The following is an 18,371-nucleotide window of genomic DNA, read 5'->3' on the forward strand; positions in this document are numbered from 1 at the left end:
ACTACCTGCGTAACATCACCAAGCACTTGCAACAGCTGGACATGGAATCCAACGGCAAGAGCGTGCGTCAGGATGGCACCCCGGTGTCGACCGATACCGGTCCGGTGATCTGGGGCGGCGTCGGCTGCAACGGTCAGCACGCTTATCACCAGTTGCTGCACCAGGGCACCCAACTGATCCCGGCCGATTTCATCGTGCCGATCGTCAGCTTCAATCCGGTGTCCGATCACCACCAGTGGCTGTACGCCAACTGCCTCTCGCAGAGTCAGGCACTGATGCTCGGCAAGACCCTGCCGGAAGCCGAAACCGAACTGCGCGACAAGGGCATGAGCGAAGAGCAAGTGCACAAACTGGCGCCGCACAAGGTGATTCCGGGCAACCGTCCGAGCAACACCATCGTGGTTGAACGCATCAGCCCGCGTCGTCTCGGCGCGCTGGTAGCCATGTATGAGCACAAAGTGTTCGTGCAAAGCGTGGTCTGGGGCATCAACGCCTTCGACCAGTGGGGTGTGGAACTGGGCAAGGAACTGGGCAAAGGCGTCTACAACCGCCTGGTCGGCAGCGATGAAACCACCGCTGACGATCCGTCCACCCAAGGCCTGATCAACTACTTCCGCGGTCGTCACCGCGGCTGATCTGCCCTGACAGCTTTACCCTGTGGGAGCCAGCCTGCTGGCGATGCGATTGTTCATTCAAGATTGATGTTGATTGACACAACCCCATCGCCAGCAGGCTGGCTCCCACAGTTGTTTTGGGGATGACTTGAACCTGCAGGCCGCTCGGCGCATCTTTATCTTTGTCGCAAAACAAGAATAAGGAACCGTCATGTTCGATATCAGCACGTTCCCCAAAGCCGATGCCGTGCGCCGGGCTGCACAGTTGAGTCAGGACGACTATCGGCGTCTGTACCGCGAATCGATTGAACACCCCAGCACCTTCTGGGCTGAACAGGCCACCCGCTTCCTCGACTGGAGCACCCCGTGGCAGACCGTTCAGCGCTACGATCTGAAAACCGGTGAAGCCGCCTGGTTTGCCGGCGGCAAACTCAACGTCAGTTACAACTGCATCGACCGCCATCTGCCTGATCGCGGTGAACAGACCGCGATCCTCTGGGAAGGCGACGACCCCGTCGAATCCGCACAGATCACCTACAAAAAACTCCATCACCATGTCTGCCGACTGGCCAACGTGCTGAAAAGCCGTGGCGTGAAAAAAGGCGACCGGGTGTGCATCTACATGCCGATGATTCCCGAAGCCGCCTACGCCATGCTCGCCTGTGCACGGATCGGCGCGATTCATTCGGTGGTGTTCGGCGGTTTCTCCCCTGACTCACTGCGCGACCGTATCCTCGACGCCGATTGCCGCACCGTGATCACCGCCGACGAAGGTGTGCGCGGTGGCAAGTTCGTGCCGTTGAAACAGAACGTCGACAAGGCCCTGCAAAGTTGCCCCGATGTCAGCACCGTGGTGGTGGTCGAGCGCACGCAGGGCAAAGTCGACTGGGTTGAAGGCCGCGATCTCTGGTATCACCAGGCCGTGCGCGATGTCAGCGACGACTGCCCGCCGGAGCCGATGGACGCCGAAGATCCGCTATTCATCCTCTACACCTCCGGCAGCACCGGCAAACCCAAAGGCGTGCTGCACACCACCGGCGGTTATCTGCTGCAAGCGGCGATGACCTTCAAGTACGTGCTCGATTACCGAGACGGCGAAGTGTTCTGGTGCACCGCCGACGTGGGCTGGGTCACCGGCCACAGCTATATCGTCTATGGCCCGCTGGCCAGTGGCGCGACCACGCTGATTTTCGAAGGGGTACCGAGCTATCCGAGCAGCTCGCGCTTCTGGCAGGTGATCGACAAACACCATGTGAACATCTTCTACACCGCGCCAACCGCGCTGCGCGCCCTGATGCGCGAAGGCGCCGGCCCCTTGCAGGAAACTTCCCGGCAGAGCCTCAGATTACTCGGCAGTGTCGGTGAGCCGATCAACCCGGAAGCGTGGGAATGGTATTTCAATGTGGTCGGCGAACAGCGCTGCCCGATTGTCGATACCTGGTGGCAGACCGAAACCGGCGGCATCATGCTCAGCCCGCTGGTCAGCGCACAACGAATCAAACCGGGGTGCGCCACGCAGCCAATGTTCGGCGTGCAACCGGTGCTGCTCGATGAGCACGGCAAGGAAATCAAAGGCGCCGGCAGCGGCGTGCTGGCAATCAAATCCAGCTGGCCAGCGCAGATCCGCAGCGTTTACGGCGATCCGCAGCGAATGGTCGATACCTACTTCAAGCCCTACCCCGGCTACTACTTCACCGGTGACGGCGCACGGCGCGACGAGGACGGCGATTACTGGATCACCGGGCGCATCGATGATGTGATCAACGTTTCCGGGCACCGCATCGGTACCGCCGAAGTGGAAAGCGCTCTGGTATTGCACGACAGCATCGCCGAGGCAGCCGTGGTCGGTTATCCGCACGACGTCAAAGGCCAGGGCATCTATGCCTTCGTCACCCCCATGAACGGCGCGGAGCCCAACGATGAACTGAAGAAAGAACTGCTGGCACACGTCAGCAAGGAAATCGGCAGTTTCGCCAAACCCGACCTGATCCAGTGGGCGCCAGCCTTGCCGAAAACCCGCTCAGGCAAGATCATGCGCCGCATCCTGCGCAAGATCGCCTGCAACGAACTCGACAGCCTCGGGGACACTTCGACCCTGGCTGATCCAAGCGTGGTTCAAGGTTTGATCGACACGCGCCTCAATCAGTAACCCTTGCGGCGCGGCCACTTTGGCCGCGCCCGCCCCGACCGAGTTGTCATGGAATTCATCCGCAGCCGTATCGAAAGCCAACTCATGAGCCTGACCGGTCTGTCCCTCGGCCAACTCGATCTGGAAAACCCCAAGGGCGATCCGGGCCTGTTCGGTCCCGACTCGATCAGTTGGCAAGTGCACGGCGACTTCAGCAGCATGTTGATCGGCGGGATCAGCGCTTTGTTGCTGCAAGCCTTGCATCCACTGGCCTTGGCCGGGGTTTGGGATCACTCGAATTTTCGTCAGGACATGCTTGGGCGTTTGCGCCGCACCAGCCAATTCGTCTCCGGCACTACTTTCGGTTCGCGCCGGGATGCGGACTGGCTGATCGAAAAGGTCCGCACCATTCACCTGCAAGTGGTCGGCACCGCCCCGGATGGCCGGCCCTATGCCGCCAGCGATCCGGATTTGCTGACGTGGGTGCATGTGGCGGAAGTCAGCAGCTTTCTAGCCGCACATTTGCGCTATCGCAACCCGCAGTTGTCGCTGGCCGATCAGGATCGTTACTACGCGGAAATCTCGGTGATCGCCGAACGGCTTGGCGCGCGGAATGTGCCGCACTCGCGGCAGGAAATTTCCGATTACCTTGAAGGCATGCGCCCGCACCTGCTCTGTGATGCGCGCAGCCGTGAAGTCTTGAGGCTGTTGCTCGACGCGCCAGCACCGAGTCTGCTGGCCCGGCCCTTTGGCGACCTGATGATGAAGGCCGGCATTGACCTGTTGCCGGACTGGGCCAGTGACATGCTCGGGGTCAGCCAGAACCCGCTGCAGCGCAAACTGATCCGCGCCAGTGTCAAACGCAGCGCTCCGATGCTGCGCTGGGCGATGCGCAACGGCTCGGTGCAGCGAGCCAAGCGGCGGATGGGACTGCCGATCTGACGCTCGGGAGCTGCAAGCTGTTAAACTCCCGCGCCCCAATTCTCTCCAGCAAGGCGCAAGCATGTCTTCCTTGAATCAGGCGCTGCGCGCCGCCCTCGATCAACGCCAGGACTTGCTCGCCGAGCTGCACAGCCAAGGCACCGACTGCTATCGCTTGTTCCATGGCAGCCAGGAAGGCGCCGGTGGCCTGACCATCGACCGTTACGGTCCGCAACTGCTGGTGCAAAGCTTTCACCAGACGCTGGAGCGCGATGACCTGCTGCAACTGCATGCCTTGGTCAACCAGACTCTGGGCCTGGAAACGCTGCTGGTCTATAACGACCGTTCTCGCGGTAACTCACGTATCGACCGCGAAGATAATGTCTACCGCGCCGACGACGCGGCGCTGGCCGATCTGGTCGGTCACGAATGGGGCTTGAACTATCGCGTCCGTGGTCGCCACGCCGGGCAAGATCCACTGCTGTTCCTCGACCTGCGCAACACCCGTGGCTGGGTCAAGGAACACGCGAAGAACAAAAGCGTGCTCAATCTGTTCGCCTACACCTGTGGCGTCGGCCTGAGCGCAGCGGCCGGCGGTGCCCGTGAGGTGTGCAACCTGGATTTTGCCGAAGGCAATCTGGCGGTCGGTCGTGAGAACGGCCAGCTCAACCCGCAACTGCCGACCATGGAATTCGTCCAGTCGGATTACTTCCCGGCGATTCGCCAACTCGCCGGCCTGCCAATCACCCAGCGGCGCGGGCAGAAACTGCCGAGCTATCCGCGCCTCGAACAGCGCCAATACGATCTGGTATTGCTCGACCCGCCAGCGTGGGCCAAAAGCGCGTTCGGCACGGTCGACCTGCTGCGTGATTATCAAAGCCTGCTCAAGCCAGCCCTGCTGTCCACTGCCGACAACGGCGTGCTGATCTGCTGCAACAATCTGGCAAAAGTCAGCATGGACGACTGGCGTGAACAGGTCCTGCGCTGCGCCGAGAAAGCCGGACGCCCGGTGCGCGAATGGAGCGTGATGACCCCGGGCCGGGACTTCCCGTCGATGGATCAACAGCCACCGCTGAAAACCCTGATCCTCCAGCTCTGATTTCGCTCCCGGTAGGAGCTGCGGCACGCTGCGATCTTTTGATCCTGTTTTTTAAAAGCAAAATCAAAAAATCGCAGCCTGCGGCAGTTCCTACAGCCATCGCAGACAAATCTGAACAAACCTGTCCAACACCGAGTACTTCGGAACCGAAATCGCGTGCCATACTCCAAGGCACTCCGATTCAGACAGATGAAGCCGCACATGCCCAAAGGATTGATTCGCGCGATTGGCGCCTTGTTGACTGCTCTGGCCCTTTATAGCCTGCTGGGGTTTCTGATTTTGCCGGGCATCGCCCTGCGCATTGCCAACCAGCAACTGGCCAACTACGCCACGGTGCCTGCGCATATCCAGCGCATCGAGCTCAATCCGTTCAGCCTTGAAGTCACCCTGTGGGGACTGGTGATTGGCGAACCGGGCAAGGAACAGGTCGGCTTCGAACGTCTTTACGCCAACCTGCAAATCGACAGCCTGTGGACAAAAGCCCTGCATCTGGCTGACATCGAACTGGATAAACCGAAGACTGAAATCCTCTTCGCCAAAGACGGCAAGCTCAACCTGCTGGGCCTGTTCAAACTGCCGGCCAGCGAGCCAACGCCAGCCGACCCGAATGCCAAACCATTCCCGATGCGGATCGACAGCATCAAACTCGCTGGCGGTAATGTGCACTTCCAGGACGCACGGCCGAGCGAACCGATCGAGTTCGTCTACGACAAACTCGACTTCGAACTGAAAAATCTCAGCACCCTGCCCGACGACAACGCCGACATGACCCTGGTCGCCATTGGCCCGGCGGGTGGGCAAATCGACTGGACCGGTAATTTCAGCCTGATCCCGTTCAGCTCCGAAGGCACCTTGAAAGTCACCGATGGCCAGATGAAATCTTTCTGGCCGTATGTGCGTGACGCGGTGCCGCTGGTGCTGGAAAACGGTGTGGTCAGCCTCAGCACCGATTACAAACTCAACCTTTCCAAAGAAACCGAATTGCTGCTGAACAACGTCGCTGTCAGCATCGCGCCGTTCGCGATCAAGGCTCCGGACGGTCGCCAGCTAGCGAAACTCGACCGCCTCGACGTCAGCGAAACCACACTCGATCTGGCCAAGCAGCAAGTAGTGGTCGGCAAGATCCGTAGCCAGAAACTGGAAACCTGGGCCGCCCTCGAAGCCGACGGACAACTGGACTGGCAGAAGCTATTCGCCAGCCAACCGTCCAAACCTGCCGCCAAGGCAGCGGCCGAGCCTGCACAAACACCGGCTGCCGCTGATTCGCCGAAAACCGAAACGGCGCCGAGCAAGCCATGGCAAGTGCTGCTCAAAGACGTGCAATTGCGAGACTATCAAGTGCATCTGGCCGACCGCTCGGCGAATCCGCCTGTGGCGCTGGATGTCGGCCCGCTGAATGTCGACCTGCAGGATTTCGACAGCCTCAATGGTTCGCCCTTCAAGGTCAGACTCGATACCGGCCTGGGCAAACAAGGCAAGGTCAGCGCCGACGGCGTGGTGAATCTGGCCCCGGTCACCGCCCAGCTCGATGTGAAAACCCAGGACATCGACCTGCGTGTCGCGCAGTCTTACATCAGCCCGTTCATTCGCCTGGAACTGCGCAGCGGCATGCTCGGCAGCGACCTCAAGGTCAACCTCAAAAGCACCGCACCGCTGGCGCTCAGCGTCACCGGACGCGCGCAGATCGATCAGCTACACACCCTCGACACCCTGAAAACCCGGGACTTCCTCAAGTGGCAGCAAGTGGTTGTCGAAGGCTTGAATTACCAGCACGGCGATAGCCTGTCGATCGACAAGGTCAACCTGTTCCAGCCGTATGCCCGGTTCATGATCAACGATGATCGCACCACCAACATCGACGACCTGCTGATCCCGCAACCGGCCGACTCCGGCGCCAAAACCGCTGCGGCGAAACCGGCCAGCAAAGACAAACCACTGGGTATTCACATCGGCGCGATTGCCATCAATGACGGCTCGGCCAACTTCGCCGACTTCAGCCTGACGCCCAACTTCGCCACTGCGATCCAGCAGCTCAACGGCCAGATCGGCACCATCGACAGCCGCCAGGCGAAACCGGCCAGCGTCGACATCAAAGGCAAGGTCGACCGTTATGCTCCGGTAACCATCAAGGGCGCGGTCAACCCGTTTGACCCGATGGCCAGCCTCGACATCGCCACCAGTTTCAAACGCGTCGAGCTGACCACCCTGACCCCGTATTCCGGCAAGTTCGCCGGCTACCGCATCCGCAAGGGTCGACTTAACCTCGACGTTCATTACCTGATCACCAAAGGCCAGCTCAAAGCTGAAAACAAAGTCGTGGTCGAGCAACTGCAGCTTGGTGAGAAAGTCGATAGCCCGGACGCCGTGAGCCTGCCGCTGAAACTGGCGATTGCCTTGCTCAAGGACGTCGACGGCAAGATCACCATCGAGTTACCGGTCACTGGTGACTTGAACAACCCGCAGTTCAGCGTGATGCCGATTGTCTGGCAAACCCTGCGCAACCTGATCGTCAAAGCGGCCGCCGCCCCGTTCAAACTGATTGGCGGTTTGATCAGCGGTGGCGGTTCCGAAGACCTCGGCACCGTATCCTTCGCAGCAGGCTCCAGTGACTTGAGCAAGGATGCCGAAGGTGCGCTGGACAAACTGTCTCAGGCACTCAAGGCGCGTCCGGCCCTGCGCCTGGAAATCGAAGGCACCGCCGCGCAAAGCAGCGACGGCCCGTTGATTGCCAATCAGCGTCTGGAACGTGAATACCAGTACAACTACTACAAAATGCTCCAGCGCCGTGGCGACAAGGTGCCGGCTCAGGCATCACTGATTCAGGTCCCGGAAAACGAGAAAGGCCCACTGCTGGAAGGTATCTATCGCACCCGTCTGAAAACCCAGCCACCGGCCGAATGGAAGGATCTGGGCAAGGAAGAACGCACCGCAAAAATGCGCGACGGCGTGATCAAGTTCTGGAGCTCCAGCGATGTGCTGCTGCGGCAGTTGGGTCAGGATCGCGCCAGCAGCATCAAGGATTATCTGGTCGACAAGGGCCAACTGGCTGACGACCGTGTGTACTTCATCGACGCCAATCTCGGTGAAGCCGAGAGCGATGGTCGCGTAGTGACGCAAATGCATCTGGATGCCGAGTGATGAGCCGCAAATGGCTGACAGCAGTGACGCTGACGCTCGCTGCCAGCCCTGCGTGGGCATCCGATACCCTGCGCTGCGGCAGTCAACTGGTCAGCCTTGGCGACCGCTCCAGTGAAGTGCTGCAAAAGTGCGGTGAACCGTTGAGCTGCGATCCGCTGGGCTACAAGCGCAGTGCCAATCGCCGGGAAGAGTTCCAGGTCGAAGAATGGACCTACGGCCCGAACAACGGCATGTATCAGTACCTGCGCTTTGAAGGCAACCGACTGCGCCAGATCAGCAGCAAACGCGGCAACTGATCTTTCCCATGTGGGAGCGAGCTTGCTCGCGAAAGCGTCGTATCAGTCAACCACCCGGTCAACTGACAGTCAGCATTCGCGAGCAAGCCCGCTCCCACATTTGTTTTGTGCCGACCTGAAATAGAACAGGCCCCGACACAAGTGCCGGGGCCTGTAATGGCCACATCCATGTGGCCGGTCGCATGAACTCTCAAGTGCGGCAGACGTATTGCTCGGCCCGTCTGTCGCGCCTTCTCCCGGTCCAGGCGAGAAGCCTTGTCTTACTCGGCTTTCAGGCCGTCAGCGGAAACCGCTTTGACGCCTTTGATTTTCTTGGCGATAGAGACCGCCATGTCTTTTTGCGATTCAGTCACTGCAACAGTCGACGACAGCGACACTACGCCTTTGTTGGTTTCGACTTTGATATCGGTGCCTGGGATGCCTTTTTCGGTTACCAGGTCGCTTTTGACTTTGGTAGTGATCCAGGTATCGGAAGTAGCTTCTTTAGCCTTGGTCATTTCACCGGCTGCCAGAGTCATTGGCGCCTGGGTAGCCTGGGTGGATTGTGCAAATGCACCGGAAGCCATGGTCAGGGTCAGCGCGGTAGCAGCAGCGGCAGTGATAGCGAACTTCTTCATACGAGTAACTCCTGTTTTTCTGGAAAGTCTGCTGCTTGTCTTGTCAGCAGGGTTACCAAGTACATTGCGAACGCTGTGCCAACTTTCGACAAGACAATAAATCGTTATAAATCAATACGTTATAAATTTGTCAATTTTCCGGAATCATGCATTTTGCATGACCTGCGAATTATCTACATGCAACATGCGGTTTTTTGCAAAGTTCCTAACACGCTGAAATTATTGAAGGTTTTGTTTGGCACCGAACAAATGAAAATGCCCCGCAAGCGGGGCATTTGGTAATCGTACTAGCGAATCAAGTACCGGTGGCGGTGCAGCCTTTTGGCGAGTAGTCGGCATTGACAGTGGTGCCACAGCTCCAGACGCCAGATGTGCTGCCAGTTGCCGCGCCGGTGCGGGTCAGCGTGATGGTTTTACCCAGTACCGGACCTGGCGCGTTCACCAATGTGCAGGTAATCGTGCCCGCACCGGTCGACGCAGTGCCCGAAGCAGCCAATGTGCAGTTGGATGTTGCCGCTGTTGCGCTACCTGCAACGTTGGTCAGCGATGGGTCAGTACCTTGATTGATAGTGTCTTCGAACGGCACTTTGAGAGCGCTGATCTCGGCCAGACCGGCCGTTACCTTGGATCGCGCCTGGTATTTGGAATATTGCGGCAACGCAATGGTCGCCAGAATGCCGATGATCGCGACAACGATCAGCAGTTCGATCAGAGTAAAACCTTGTTGTTTTTTCATAGACACGCTCCATGCATGAGTCGAAATCTCATGATCTGAACAAGACCCAGCACGGCCCATGCCAATCCCTTTAACGCCTGTACACAGGGGGCGAACCCGGTGTGCCGCACTTTCCTACAACCTCTAGCCGCACTATCTGACACTTTTTGTCACCTGCACCGGACGTGTTTGGCGCTGTCACTTGACTAGGCTATAAGTCATTGACTGTCAGTATCCGGAATCCCCATGAATGACATCGCGTTGAGCGGTCTGGCCAAACAACTGGTGCAGGCCGAACTGCTTACGGAAAAGAGCGCACAGCAAGCCTGGCAACAGGCCCAGCGCAATCGCCTGTCGCTGGTCAGCTATCTGGTACAGAACAAACTGGTGAAGAGTTCGCAGATCGCCGAGATTGCCTCGGAGCATTTCGGCATGGCGTTCCTTGATCTGAATTGCCTGGACAAGGAAACCCAGCCCAAAGGCCTGGTCAGCGAGAAACTGGTTCGCCAGCACCATGCCCTGCCCCTGTGGCGGCGCGGCAACAAACTGTTCGTGGGGATTTCCGATCCCAGCAATCATCAAGCGATCAATGACATTCAGTTCAGCACCGGGCTGAGTACCGAAGCCATATTGGTGGAGGACGACAAGCTCAGTGATGCCATCGAGAAGTTTTTCGACACCCACGCCAGCGGCCTCGAAGAAATGGCCGACGTCGATCTCGAAGGCCTCGACATCGAGTCTCCCGACGACCAGAAACAGGAAATTACCGGCCTCGATGCCGACGATGCGCCAGTGGTGCGCTTCGTTCACAAGATGTTGCTCGATGCGATCAAGAGTGGTTCTTCCGACCTGCACTTCGAACCCTATGAGAAAAACTACCGGGTGCGGGTGCGCACCGACGGCATTCTGCGTGAGGTTGCAAAACCGCCGATCCAGTTGGCCGGGCGCATCGCTGCACGCTTGAAAGTCATGGCCAGCCTGGATATCTCCGAGCGGCGCAAACCGCAGGACGGTCGCTTGAAAATGCGCCTGTCGAAGACCAAATCGATCGATTTCCGGGTCAACACCCTGCCTACCTTATGGGGCGAAAAAGTGGTGATCCGGATTCTCGACCCGTCCAGCGCGCAGATCGGCATCGACGCACTCGGTTACGAGCCGGTGCAGAAAGACCTGTACATGGCGGCGCTGAAACAACCGCAGGGAATGATTCTGGTCACCGGCCCCACTGGCTCGGGCAAGACCGTGTCGCTGTATACCGGGCTGAATATCCTCAACACCGTCGACATCAACATTTCCACCGCCGAAGACCCGGTGGAAATCAACATGGAAGGGATCAATCAGGTCAACGTCAATCCCCGGCAAGGCCTGGACTTCGCTCAGGCGCTACGCTCGTTTCTGCGTCAGGACCCGGACGTGATCATGGTCGGCGAAATCCGCGATCTTGAAACTGCCGAGATCGCGATCAAAGCCGCGCAGACCGGTCACCTCGTGCTGTCCACCCTGCACACCAACAGCGCGGCGGAAACCCTGACCCGCCTGCACAACATGGGCATTCCCGGGTTCAACATCGCCACCTCGGTCAGCCTGATCATCGCCCAGCGTCTGGCGCGCAAGTTGTGCAGCCATTGCAAAAAGCCAATCGAGATCCCCCGCGAAACCCTGATCAAGGAAGGCTTCCCCGAGGAACGTATCGGCAGTTTCACTATCTATGAGCCGGCCGGTTGCGATCACTGCAATGGCGGATACAAAGGACGTACAGGGATTTATGAAGTGGTAAAAAACACCCCCGACCTGCAACGGCTGATCATGGCCGAAGGTAACTCACTGGAGATCGACATCCAGATGCGTCGCGACGGCTTCGACGATCTGCGCACTTCAGGTCTGCACAAGGCCATGCAAGGCATCACCAGCCTTGAAGAAATCAACCGGGTCACCAAGGACTGAACATGGCGGTCAAGGCAGCGAAAATCAGCATCTACACCTGGGAAGGCACGGACAAGAAGGGCAGCAAGATCAGCGGAGAATTGAGCGGGCAGAACCCGGCGCTGATCAAGGCGCAATTGCGCAAACAAGGGATCAACCCCGGCAAGGTACGCAAGAAATCCGTTTCGCTACTCAACTTCGGCAAACGCATCAAGGCTCTGGACATCGCCCTGTTCACCCGGCAGATGGCAACGATGATGAAGGCTGGCGTACCGCTGTTGCAGTCGTTCGACATCATTGGCGAAGGCTTCGATAACCCGGCCATGCGCAAGCTGGTGGACGAGGTGAAACAGGAGGTCGCTTCCGGTAACAGCTTCGCCGCTGCACTGCGCAAGCATCCAAAGTATTTCGACGAGTTGTATTGCAACCTGGTCGATGCCGGCGAGCAGTCCGGTGCTCTCGATACCCTGCTGGAACGGGTCGCCACCTATAAGGAAAAGAGCGAAAGCCTCAAGGCCAAGATCAAGAAAGCCATGACCTACCCCACCGCTGTGGTACTGGTGGCGATGGTGGTCACCGGGATTCTGCTGGTAAAAGTCGTGCCGCAATTCCAGTCGGTGTTTTCCGGTTTTGGTGCTGAACTGCCAGCCTTCACGCTGATGGTGATCAACATTTCCGAGTTCATGCAGCAGTGGTGGTGGGCCTTGCTCGGGCTGCTGATTGCGGCGATCTTCGGCACTCGTCATGCGCTGAAAACTTCCCAGGCACTGCGCGACCGCAAGGACGCCTGGCTGTTGAAAGTACCGCTGGTGGGCACGCTAATGTACAAGTCGGCCGTGGCGCGGTTCGCCCGAACCCTCTCCACCACGTTCGCCGCTGGTGTTCCATTGGTCGAAGCGCTGGACTCGGTCGCCGGCGCGGCGGGCAACGTGGTGTTCAAACGCGCCGTGCTGCGCATCAAGCAGGACGTATCCACCGGTATGCAGCTGAATTTTTCAATGCGCGCCACCGGGGTTTTCCCGAACATGGCAGTGCAGATGACCGCGATTGGCGAGGAGTCCGGCGCGCTGGACGACATGCTCGACAAAGTCGCCGGATTTTACGAGGACGAGGTGGATAACATGGTCGACAACCTCACCAGTCTGATGGAGCCCTTCATCATGGTCGTACTCGGCGTCATCGTCGGCGGCCTGGTGGTGGCCATGTACTTGCCAATCTTCCAACTCGGCTCAGCGATCTGACATGCCTATCGACGAACTCTTCAACCTGTATCCGCTGGCCTTTGTCTGTACCGCATTATTGCTGGGCCTGGTGGTCGGCAGCTTTCTCAATGTAGTGATCTGGCGCCTGCCGAAAATGCTCGAGCGTGAATGGCGCCAGCAGGCGCACGACGTTCTCGGCTTGCCGCTCGAAATACCGCTGCCGGTCTACAACCTGATGTTGCCCCACTCGCAATGTCCGCACTGCGCACACCGAATCCGCGCTTGGGAAAACATTCCGCTGCTCAGTTATCTATGCCTGCGCGGACGTTGCTCGGCATGTGCCGCGCCGATCAGCAAACGTTATCCACTGACCGAACTGGCTTGCGGACTACTCTCGGCATTCGTCGCCTGGCACTTCGGTTTCGGCTGGCCGGCGTGCCTGCTGATATTCCTGACGTGGGGCTTGCTGGCGATGAGTCTGATCGACACCGAGCATCAATTGCTGCCCGACGTGCTGGTGCTGCCATTGCTGTGGTTGGGACTGATCGTCAACAGTTTCGGACTGTTCGTGCCGTTACCCGATGCGTTGTGGGGCGCAGTGGCCGGTTACATGTCGCTGTGGTCGGTGTTCTGGCTGTTCAAGCTGATCACCGGCAAGGACGGCATTGGTCATGGCGACTTCAAGCTGCTGGCGCTGCTGGGGGCCTGGGGCGGCTGGCAGATTTTGCCGCTGACGATCCTGCTGTCGTCGCTGGTAGGCGCGGTCATCGGGGTGATTCTGCTGCGCCTGCGCAACCAGAAAAACTCGACGCCGATCCCCTTTGGGCCGTATCTGGCAATTGCCGGCTGGATTGCCTTGCTCTGGGGTGGTCAAATAACCGACTTCTATTGGCAGTTTGTCGGTTTGAAATGAATACCCCTGTGGAAAAACCCTGGATTCTCGGTCTGACCGGCGGCATCGGCAGCGGCAAAAGCGCGGCGGCCCAGCACTTCATCGACCTCGGCGTGCATGTGGTCGACGCTGATCACGCTGCGCGCTGGGTGGTCGAACCGGGGCGCCCGGCGCTGGCAGAGATTGCCGAGCACTTCGGCCCCGGCGTGTTGCAGGCTGACGGCGCACTGGATCGAGCAGCCCTGCGCAAGCTGATCTTCGAAGTACCGGAGGAGCGCCGTTGGCTCGAAGCGCTGCTGCATCCGTTGATCGCCGAAGAAATCGTTCATCATCTGGCAATGGCAAAATCGCCCTATGCGATTCTGGTCTCACCATTGCTGATCGAATCCGGGCAGTACGCGATGACCCGGCGAATCCTGGTGATCGATGCCCCACAACAATTGCAGATCGAACGCACCTTGCAGCGTGACCAGACCAGCGAACAGCAGGTTCAGGCGATCCTCAAGGCCCAGTCCAGCCGCGAAGACCGTGTGAGCAAGGCCGACGATGTGGTGGTCAACGACCGCGACCTCGCCTGGCTGCACAGCGAAGTCGAGCGCCTGCACCATTTTTACCTGACTTTATCCGGAGGCCACTCATGAGCCAGACCCCAACCGTAGAATGCCCAACCTGTGGCGCCCCCGTGGAATTCACGCCCGAGAACAAATTCCGTCCGTTCTGTTCGGACCGCTGCAAGCTGATCGACCTCGGCGCCTGGGCGTCGGAAGAACACAAGATCCCCGTTGCCCCGGATGCTGAAGATGAAATGTTCTCCGGCGATTTCGAACCGCGCCACTGATTAGCGTTTTTGAGACCGATCAGGGCCGCATGAAGCCGTAGTCCTGATCGTCGTCGAGGTTTTCTGCAAGAAAGCGCAACTCGTCGGCCAGGTCTTCGGCATTGCGCACGCTCTTGCTCTGTTGCACTACCGCACTGAGCAAGGCGCGCAGGCTCAGCCCCGGGTCGAAACCCACCTCCTGCGCCATGTCCAGACTTTGCCGCGTCTCCTGCCTCGCCCACTCGTACACACTCATGCCGCTGCTCCTGAAGGGATTTGCTTGAGCATGAATGCACGGTGAATGGCGGATTTGATGTGGGTCAAGACTTGGGATCGTCATCCTTCCACGGCGCCGAAAGGTAGCGGGTGCGATTGAATGTCTCCAGCCATTCCGGGCAGAACACCACCAGAGCGCTGATCACCATGCCGTTGATAAACGCCTCGGGGAAAATGATCAGCCACAAATAACCGATGAAATCTTCCAGCCATTCCGGCATGGCGAACAGGCCGTCGTACCACAACAGCGTCAGGCTCAACACCAGACATAACAGTGCCGACAAGGCAGCGGCGAAAAAACCCGAGCAGAAGATATACACAAACGGATTGCGCGGCTGGGCACGCTCGACAAGGATCGCCACGCACTCGGTGATCAGCACCGGCAACAGGATCAGCAACGAACCGTTGACCCCGACCGCCGCCAGATCTTGACGTCCGAGCAACACCAGCCCCATCTGCGCCACCAGCCCGCCGACAATCGCCAGCGGCCAGTCCAGCAGCAGGGTCACTGCCGTCATGCCGATGAAGTGATAGGACACGCCGGTATCGAAATCCCTGCGCACCATCCACAACAGAAACAACGCGAACACAGTGCCGAACAGCAGATGCTGCCGGCGGCTGTCGCTGAACAGTTCAACCCACGGCGCACGACTGACCGCCCACAACAGCACCGGCAGGTAAATCAGCCAGCCAAGCGTCAGGCTTGTTGTCGACAGCAGCTCTACACCGATCATGTCCCTCCCATCGCGCCCTTTGTAGGAGCTGCGGCACGCTGCGATCTTTTGATTTTTTAAAGCAAGATCAAAAGATCGCAGCGTGCCGCAGCTCCTACAAGGGCGCGTCGTGTCAGTAATCCCTGTTATCGAAGTCTACACCGACCTTACCCGAGCATCAGTCGATGCAAAGCTTTCTGCTTGTCGCATTTGAGCGCTAAGCTTGGGCCTATGGATGACTCAGATTATTTACGCCTGCTGACCATCGCGGCCGAGCAAGCCAACGCGTTCCTGTCCAATGCCCGCAAATGGGAGCGTGAGCGTTGGGTCTGCCAACGCCTGCTGCAAGGCCTGAACATTCCCTACCGCGTCGACGAGTTCGCCCCCGCTGGCGAACCGCCGGACGTGCTGTTTCGTGACGCCAACTTCGAAGTGTTTTTCGTGCTGGATGAAGGTCGTCGTCTCAACGATGAATGGCGCGATGAGCTGCAACGTCGGCGCAGCGCATTCTCTCTGAGCCAACTGGTGCGCCGCGAGGCCAAGCCCAAGCGAATTCCGGCCAACGAGTTTTTGCTGCGCCTGGCGCCGACCCTGCGCAAAAAAGCGCACAACTACAAAGAACGCGGTATGGACCTGGGCGAACTGGACATCATTGCCTTCGCCAGCCTGAAACGCGAAGTGCTGGATCTGAACAGCCACTTCCCGCCGCCAACCGAATACCTGCGTCAGGGTTGGCGTTCTCTATCATTGGTCGGACCAACCTTCGCCCGGGTGCTGTTCGCGCACCCCGACGCGCCAGATTTTCTGCGCAGCAACCTGGGCCGCAGCATCGTCTTCGATGTCGGGATCAGCCTGTGACGCCACTTCAGCAACTGATCGCCGATGTCCCGCAGACCGGCCGCGTGCGCTGGATCGGCGTGCGTCCGCAATCCCGTGGGCCAATGCTTGAACTTGACGCCGTCGAAGCGCGGCTTGAAGCCGGGCTAACTGGCGATCATGCGCGTCCCGGCGTACGCAATGCGCGCCAGGTGACGCTGATTCAATGGGAACATCTGTCAGTGATCAGCTCACTGTTGGGCCGCCCGGACGAGCAGCCGATAAAGCCTGAAGATCTGCGGCGCAATCTGGTAATCAGTGGCATCAACCTGTTCAGTCTCAAGGGCCGGCGTTTTCGTATCGGCCAGGCGATTTTCGAGACCACTGGCTGGTGCCAACCGTGCGCTCGCCTGCAAAACAACCTCGGCCCCGGCACCTTTCAAGCCGTTCGCGGGCATGGCGGAATCACCGCGCGAGTGTTACAAAGCGGGATCATTCGCCTCGATGACGGCGTGCAAGTCGAGCCGGTGCCGGACAGCGGCTATGCTGCATTCAACCCCGGGTAAAAGCTTTCTGTAGCTTCTACACATTCAGCAACGTCTACCTGACGAGGCCTTTATGACCAGCCGCCTGAACCCCGAAGACCAGAAACATGTCGAAGAGTATCTGCATCTGTCCCAACACCGTGTCGAGCGCCGGCCTTTTCGGCCATGGATGCTCCTGGTGGTGGTGCTGGCAGTGACCATTGGTCTGGGCCTGTTGAGCCGATTTATCAGTTATCTGACGCTATGAGCTGCCTGGCGCTCGCGAAGGTAACTGCACCGATTTCTTTTAGCCTTGCGAGTTATCCCCATGTCCCATCGTATTGTTATTGTCGGCGGCGGCGCCGGCGGCCTGGAGTTGGCTACCCGTCTGGGTAAGACTCTGGGCAAGCGCGGCACGGCCAGCGTAATGCTGGTCGACGCGAACCTGACGCACATCTGGAAACCACTGCTGCACGAAGTGGCCGCCGGATCGCTGAACTCTTCCGAAGACGAACTCAACTATGTTGCCCAAGCGAAATGGAACCACTTCGAGTTCCAGCTGGGGCGCATGAGTGGACTTGATCGCGCACAGAAGAAAATCCAGCTGGCGGCGACCTATGACGAAAACGGCGTAGAACTGGTACCTGCACGCGAAGTGCCGTACGACTCGCTGGTGATCAGTGTCGGTAGCACCACCAACGATTTCGGCACCCAAGGCGCGGCGCAACACTGCCTGTTCCTCGATACCCGCAAACAGGCCGAGCGCTTCCACCAGCAATTGCTCAACCACTACTTGCGCGCTCACGCTGGCCAGACCGATGCGGTCGAGCAGATCAGTGTGGCCATCGTCGGTGCCGGCGCCACGGGCGTCGAACTGGCGGCCGAGCTGCACAACGCGGCCCATGAACTGGCAGCTTACGGTCTCGACCGGATCAAACCGGAAAACATGCACATCACCCTGATCGAAGCCGGCCCACGGGTGCTGCCTGCCCTGCCGGAGCGTATTGGCGGCCCGGTGCACAAGACCCTGGAGAAACTCGGGGTCAATGTGCTGACCAACGCTTCGGTCAGCGAAGTGACGGCCGACAGCCTGATCACCGCCGACGGCCAGGAGATCAAGGCCAGCCTCAAAGTCTGGGCTGCCGGCATTCGGGCTCCGGGTTTCCTCAAGGACATCGACGGTCTGGAAACCAACCGCATCAATCAACTGCAAGTATTGCCGACGCTGCAAACCACCCGCGACGAGAACATCTTCGCCTTCGGTGACTGCGCCGCATGTCCACAACCGGGCTCTGACCGCAACGTGCCGCCACGCGCACAGGCTGCGCATCAACAAGCCTCGTTACTGGCCAAATCGCTGAAACTGCGTATCGAGGGCAAGACCCTGCCGGAGTACAAGTACACCGACTACGGCTCGCTGATTTCGCTGTCGCGTTTTTCGGCTGTGGGTAACTTGATGGGCAACCTGACCGGTAGCGTAATGCTCGAAGGCTGGTTGGCGCGGATGTTTTACGTGTCGCTGTACCGCATGCACCAGGTGGCGCTATACGGGCCGTTCCGCACGGCGATGCTGATGCTCGGCAGCAAGATTGGTCGCGGCACCGAGCCACGTCTGAAACTGCATTGATGTAAAAACTGTGGGAGCTAGCCTGCTAGCGAAAGCGGTGTGTCAGTCGACGT

Annotated in this window: 18 protein-coding genes and 1 pseudogene; 15 read left to right on the forward strand and 4 right to left on the reverse strand. The window is 59.0% G+C overall.

From position 1 onward, the window contains the following. The 6 genes and pseudogenes from ACIOZM_RS22380 to ACIOZM_RS22405 all read left to right on the forward strand — a co-directional run. Positions 1 to 635, forward strand: a pseudogene (locus ACIOZM_RS22380) (glucose-6-phosphate isomerase); the annotation flags it as partial. A gap of 190 nt (positions 636 to 825) precedes the next feature. Continuing rightward, positions 826 to 2,763 carry an acetate--CoA ligase gene (acs, locus tag ACIOZM_RS22385; RefSeq protein ID WP_401217330.1) on the forward strand — a complete coding sequence of 646 codons (1,938 nt, stop codon included), beginning with the start codon at positions 826 to 828 and terminating at the stop codon, positions 2,761 to 2,763. 48 nt (positions 2,764 to 2,811) lie between these two features. Beyond that, entirely contained in the window at positions 2,812 to 3,684 is an 873-nt protein-coding gene (locus ACIOZM_RS22390; protein WP_401217332.1) for an oxygenase MpaB family protein, read from the forward strand. A gap of 61 nt (positions 3,685 to 3,745) precedes the next feature. Continuing rightward, positions 3,746 to 4,762 (forward strand): class I SAM-dependent rRNA methyltransferase, encoded by a 1,017-nt coding sequence (locus ACIOZM_RS22395; protein ID WP_401217335.1) that lies wholly within the window; start codon positions 3,746 to 3,748, stop codon positions 4,760 to 4,762. 189 nt (positions 4,763 to 4,951) lie between these two features. After that, positions 4,952 to 7,900 (forward strand): DUF748 domain-containing protein, encoded by a 2,949-nt coding sequence (locus ACIOZM_RS22400; protein ID WP_401217336.1) that lies wholly within the window; start codon positions 4,952 to 4,954, stop codon positions 7,898 to 7,900. Beyond that, positions 7,900 to 8,196: a DUF2845 domain-containing protein gene (locus ACIOZM_RS22405; RefSeq protein ID WP_401217339.1), complete on the forward strand. Its 297-nt coding sequence runs from the start codon at positions 7,900 to 7,902 to the stop codon at positions 8,194 to 8,196. Before ACIOZM_RS22400 ends, ACIOZM_RS22405 begins: the two co-directional genes overlap by 1 nt. Positions 8,197 to 8,456: 260 nt before the next feature. Here ACIOZM_RS22405 and ACIOZM_RS22410 read toward each other — a convergent pair whose 3' ends face one another. After that, on the reverse strand, positions 8,457 to 8,813 hold the full coding sequence (locus tag ACIOZM_RS22410; RefSeq protein ID WP_401217342.1) for a BON domain-containing protein: 357 nt from the start codon (positions 8,811 to 8,813) through the stop codon (positions 8,457 to 8,459). A 295-nt stretch (positions 8,814 to 9,108) separates the two neighbouring features. After that, the gene (locus tag ACIOZM_RS22415) at positions 9,109 to 9,549 is read right to left on the reverse strand and encodes a pilin (RefSeq protein ID WP_401217345.1); all 441 of its coding nucleotides are present in this window, start codon (positions 9,547 to 9,549) and stop codon (positions 9,109 to 9,111) included. A 225-nt stretch (positions 9,550 to 9,774) separates the two neighbouring features. Here ACIOZM_RS22415 and pilB point away from each other — a divergent pair, with 225 nt between their 5' ends. Genes pilB through yacG form a run of 5 tightly spaced genes read left to right on the forward strand, consistent with a single transcriptional unit; the run spans position 9,775 to position 14,383 of the window. After that, a complete protein-coding gene (gene pilB / locus ACIOZM_RS22420; RefSeq protein ID WP_401217348.1) occupies positions 9,775 to 11,472 on the forward strand; it encodes a type IV-A pilus assembly ATPase PilB in 1,698 nt (565 codons plus the stop codon). Between the two features lie 2 nt (positions 11,473 to 11,474). Next, complete coding sequence (locus ACIOZM_RS22425) at positions 11,475 to 12,692, forward strand: type II secretion system F family protein (RefSeq protein WP_401217351.1); 1,218 nt, start codon at positions 11,475 to 11,477, stop codon at positions 12,690 to 12,692. Position 12,693: 1 nt separating this feature from the next. Beyond that, entirely contained in the window at positions 12,694 to 13,566 is an 873-nt protein-coding gene (locus ACIOZM_RS22430; protein ID WP_401217353.1) for a prepilin peptidase, read from the forward strand. Beyond that, complete coding sequence (gene coaE, locus ACIOZM_RS22435) at positions 13,563 to 14,186, forward strand: dephospho-CoA kinase (protein ID WP_401217356.1); 624 nt, start codon at positions 13,563 to 13,565, stop codon at positions 14,184 to 14,186. Before ACIOZM_RS22430 ends, coaE begins: the two co-directional genes overlap by 4 nt. Next, entirely contained in the window at positions 14,183 to 14,383 is a 201-nt protein-coding gene (gene yacG / locus ACIOZM_RS22440) for a DNA gyrase inhibitor YacG (RefSeq protein WP_401217358.1), read from the forward strand. Before coaE ends, yacG begins: the two co-directional genes overlap by 4 nt. A 19-nt stretch (positions 14,384 to 14,402) precedes the next feature. Here the strand turns inward: yacG and ACIOZM_RS22445 are convergent, their stop codons facing one another. Together ACIOZM_RS22445 and ACIOZM_RS22450 are read right to left on the reverse strand one after the other, a co-directional pair. Next, the gene (locus tag ACIOZM_RS22445; RefSeq protein ID WP_401217361.1) at positions 14,403 to 14,618 is read right to left on the reverse strand and encodes a hypothetical protein; all 216 of its coding nucleotides are present in this window, start codon (positions 14,616 to 14,618) and stop codon (positions 14,403 to 14,405) included. A gap of 64 nt (positions 14,619 to 14,682) precedes the next feature. Next, a complete protein-coding gene (locus ACIOZM_RS22450) occupies positions 14,683 to 15,372 on the reverse strand; it encodes an energy-coupling factor ABC transporter permease (RefSeq protein WP_401217364.1) in 690 nt (229 codons plus the stop codon). Between the two features lie 210 nt (positions 15,373 to 15,582). Here ACIOZM_RS22450 and ACIOZM_RS22455 point away from each other — a divergent pair, with 210 nt between their 5' ends. The 4 genes from ACIOZM_RS22455 to ACIOZM_RS22470 are packed head-to-tail and all read left to right on the forward strand — an operon-like array spanning position 15,583 to position 18,318. Next, positions 15,583 to 16,209 carry a DUF1780 domain-containing protein gene (locus tag ACIOZM_RS22455; protein WP_127929820.1) on the forward strand — a complete coding sequence of 209 codons (627 nt, stop codon included), beginning with the start codon at positions 15,583 to 15,585 and terminating at the stop codon, positions 16,207 to 16,209. Then, the gene (locus ACIOZM_RS22460; protein ID WP_401217367.1) at positions 16,206 to 16,733 is read left to right on the forward strand and encodes an MOSC domain-containing protein; all 528 of its coding nucleotides are present in this window, start codon (positions 16,206 to 16,208) and stop codon (positions 16,731 to 16,733) included. The genes ACIOZM_RS22455 and ACIOZM_RS22460 overlap by 4 nt, the downstream gene beginning before the upstream one ends. 52 nt (positions 16,734 to 16,785) lie before the next feature. Beyond that, a complete protein-coding gene (locus tag ACIOZM_RS22465) occupies positions 16,786 to 16,959 on the forward strand; it encodes a DUF3094 domain-containing protein (protein ID WP_401217370.1) in 174 nt (57 codons plus the stop codon). 60 nt (positions 16,960 to 17,019) lie between these two features. After that, positions 17,020 to 18,318, forward strand: a complete 1,299-nt coding sequence (locus tag ACIOZM_RS22470; protein ID WP_401217373.1) for an NAD(P)/FAD-dependent oxidoreductase — start codon at positions 17,020 to 17,022, stop codon at positions 18,316 to 18,318. Positions 18,319 to 18,371 lie beyond the last annotated feature (53 nt).

It is taken from the genome of Pseudomonas sp. NPDC087346, from assembly GCF_044744235.1.
In the GTDB taxonomy this organism is placed as follows: Bacteria; Pseudomonadota; Gammaproteobacteria; order Pseudomonadales; family Pseudomonadaceae; genus Aquipseudomonas.

What these genes read in the sequence shown, in the direction of transcription:
- ACIOZM_RS22455 (WP_127929820.1), top strand. Translation starts at nt 15,583, where the DNA reads ATGGATGACTCAGATTATTTACGCCTGCTGACCATCGCGGCCGAGCAA.
- ACIOZM_RS22410 (WP_401217342.1), bottom strand. Translation starts at nt 8,813, where the DNA reads ATGAAGAAGTTCGCTATCACTGCCGCTGCTGCTACCGCGCTGACCCTG.
- ACIOZM_RS22430 (WP_401217353.1), top strand. Translation starts at nt 12,694, where the DNA reads ATGCCTATCGACGAACTCTTCAACCTGTATCCGCTGGCCTTTGTCTGT.
- ACIOZM_RS22390 (WP_401217332.1), top strand. Translation starts at nt 2,812, where the DNA reads ATGGAATTCATCCGCAGCCGTATCGAAAGCCAACTCATGAGCCTGACC.
- ACIOZM_RS22415 (WP_401217345.1), bottom strand. Translation starts at nt 9,549, where the DNA reads ATGAAAAAACAACAAGGTTTTACTCTGATCGAACTGCTGATCGTTGTC.
- ACIOZM_RS22450 (WP_401217364.1), bottom strand. Translation starts at nt 15,372, where the DNA reads ATGATCGGTGTAGAGCTGCTGTCGACAACAAGCCTGACGCTTGGCTGG.
- ACIOZM_RS22400 (WP_401217336.1), top strand. Translation starts at nt 4,952, where the DNA reads ATGAAGCCGCACATGCCCAAAGGATTGATTCGCGCGATTGGCGCCTTG.
- ACIOZM_RS22395 (WP_401217335.1), top strand. Translation starts at nt 3,746, where the DNA reads ATGTCTTCCTTGAATCAGGCGCTGCGCGCCGCCCTCGATCAACGCCAG.
- acs (WP_401217330.1), top strand. Translation starts at nt 826, where the DNA reads ATGTTCGATATCAGCACGTTCCCCAAAGCCGATGCCGTGCGCCGGGCT.
- ACIOZM_RS22425 (WP_401217351.1), top strand. Translation starts at nt 11,475, where the DNA reads ATGGCGGTCAAGGCAGCGAAAATCAGCATCTACACCTGGGAAGGCACG.
- ACIOZM_RS22465 (WP_401217370.1), top strand. Translation starts at nt 16,786, where the DNA reads ATGACCAGCCGCCTGAACCCCGAAGACCAGAAACATGTCGAAGAGTAT.
- ACIOZM_RS22405 (WP_401217339.1), top strand. Translation starts at nt 7,900, where the DNA reads ATGAGCCGCAAATGGCTGACAGCAGTGACGCTGACGCTCGCTGCCAGC.
- ACIOZM_RS22445 (WP_401217361.1), bottom strand. Translation starts at nt 14,618, where the DNA reads ATGAGTGTGTACGAGTGGGCGAGGCAGGAGACGCGGCAAAGTCTGGAC.
- yacG (WP_401217358.1), top strand. Translation starts at nt 14,183, where the DNA reads ATGAGCCAGACCCCAACCGTAGAATGCCCAACCTGTGGCGCCCCCGTG.
- ACIOZM_RS22470 (WP_401217373.1), top strand. Translation starts at nt 17,020, where the DNA reads ATGTCCCATCGTATTGTTATTGTCGGCGGCGGCGCCGGCGGCCTGGAG.
- coaE (WP_401217356.1), top strand. Translation starts at nt 13,563, where the DNA reads ATGAATACCCCTGTGGAAAAACCCTGGATTCTCGGTCTGACCGGCGGC.
- pilB (WP_401217348.1), top strand. Translation starts at nt 9,775, where the DNA reads ATGAATGACATCGCGTTGAGCGGTCTGGCCAAACAACTGGTGCAGGCC.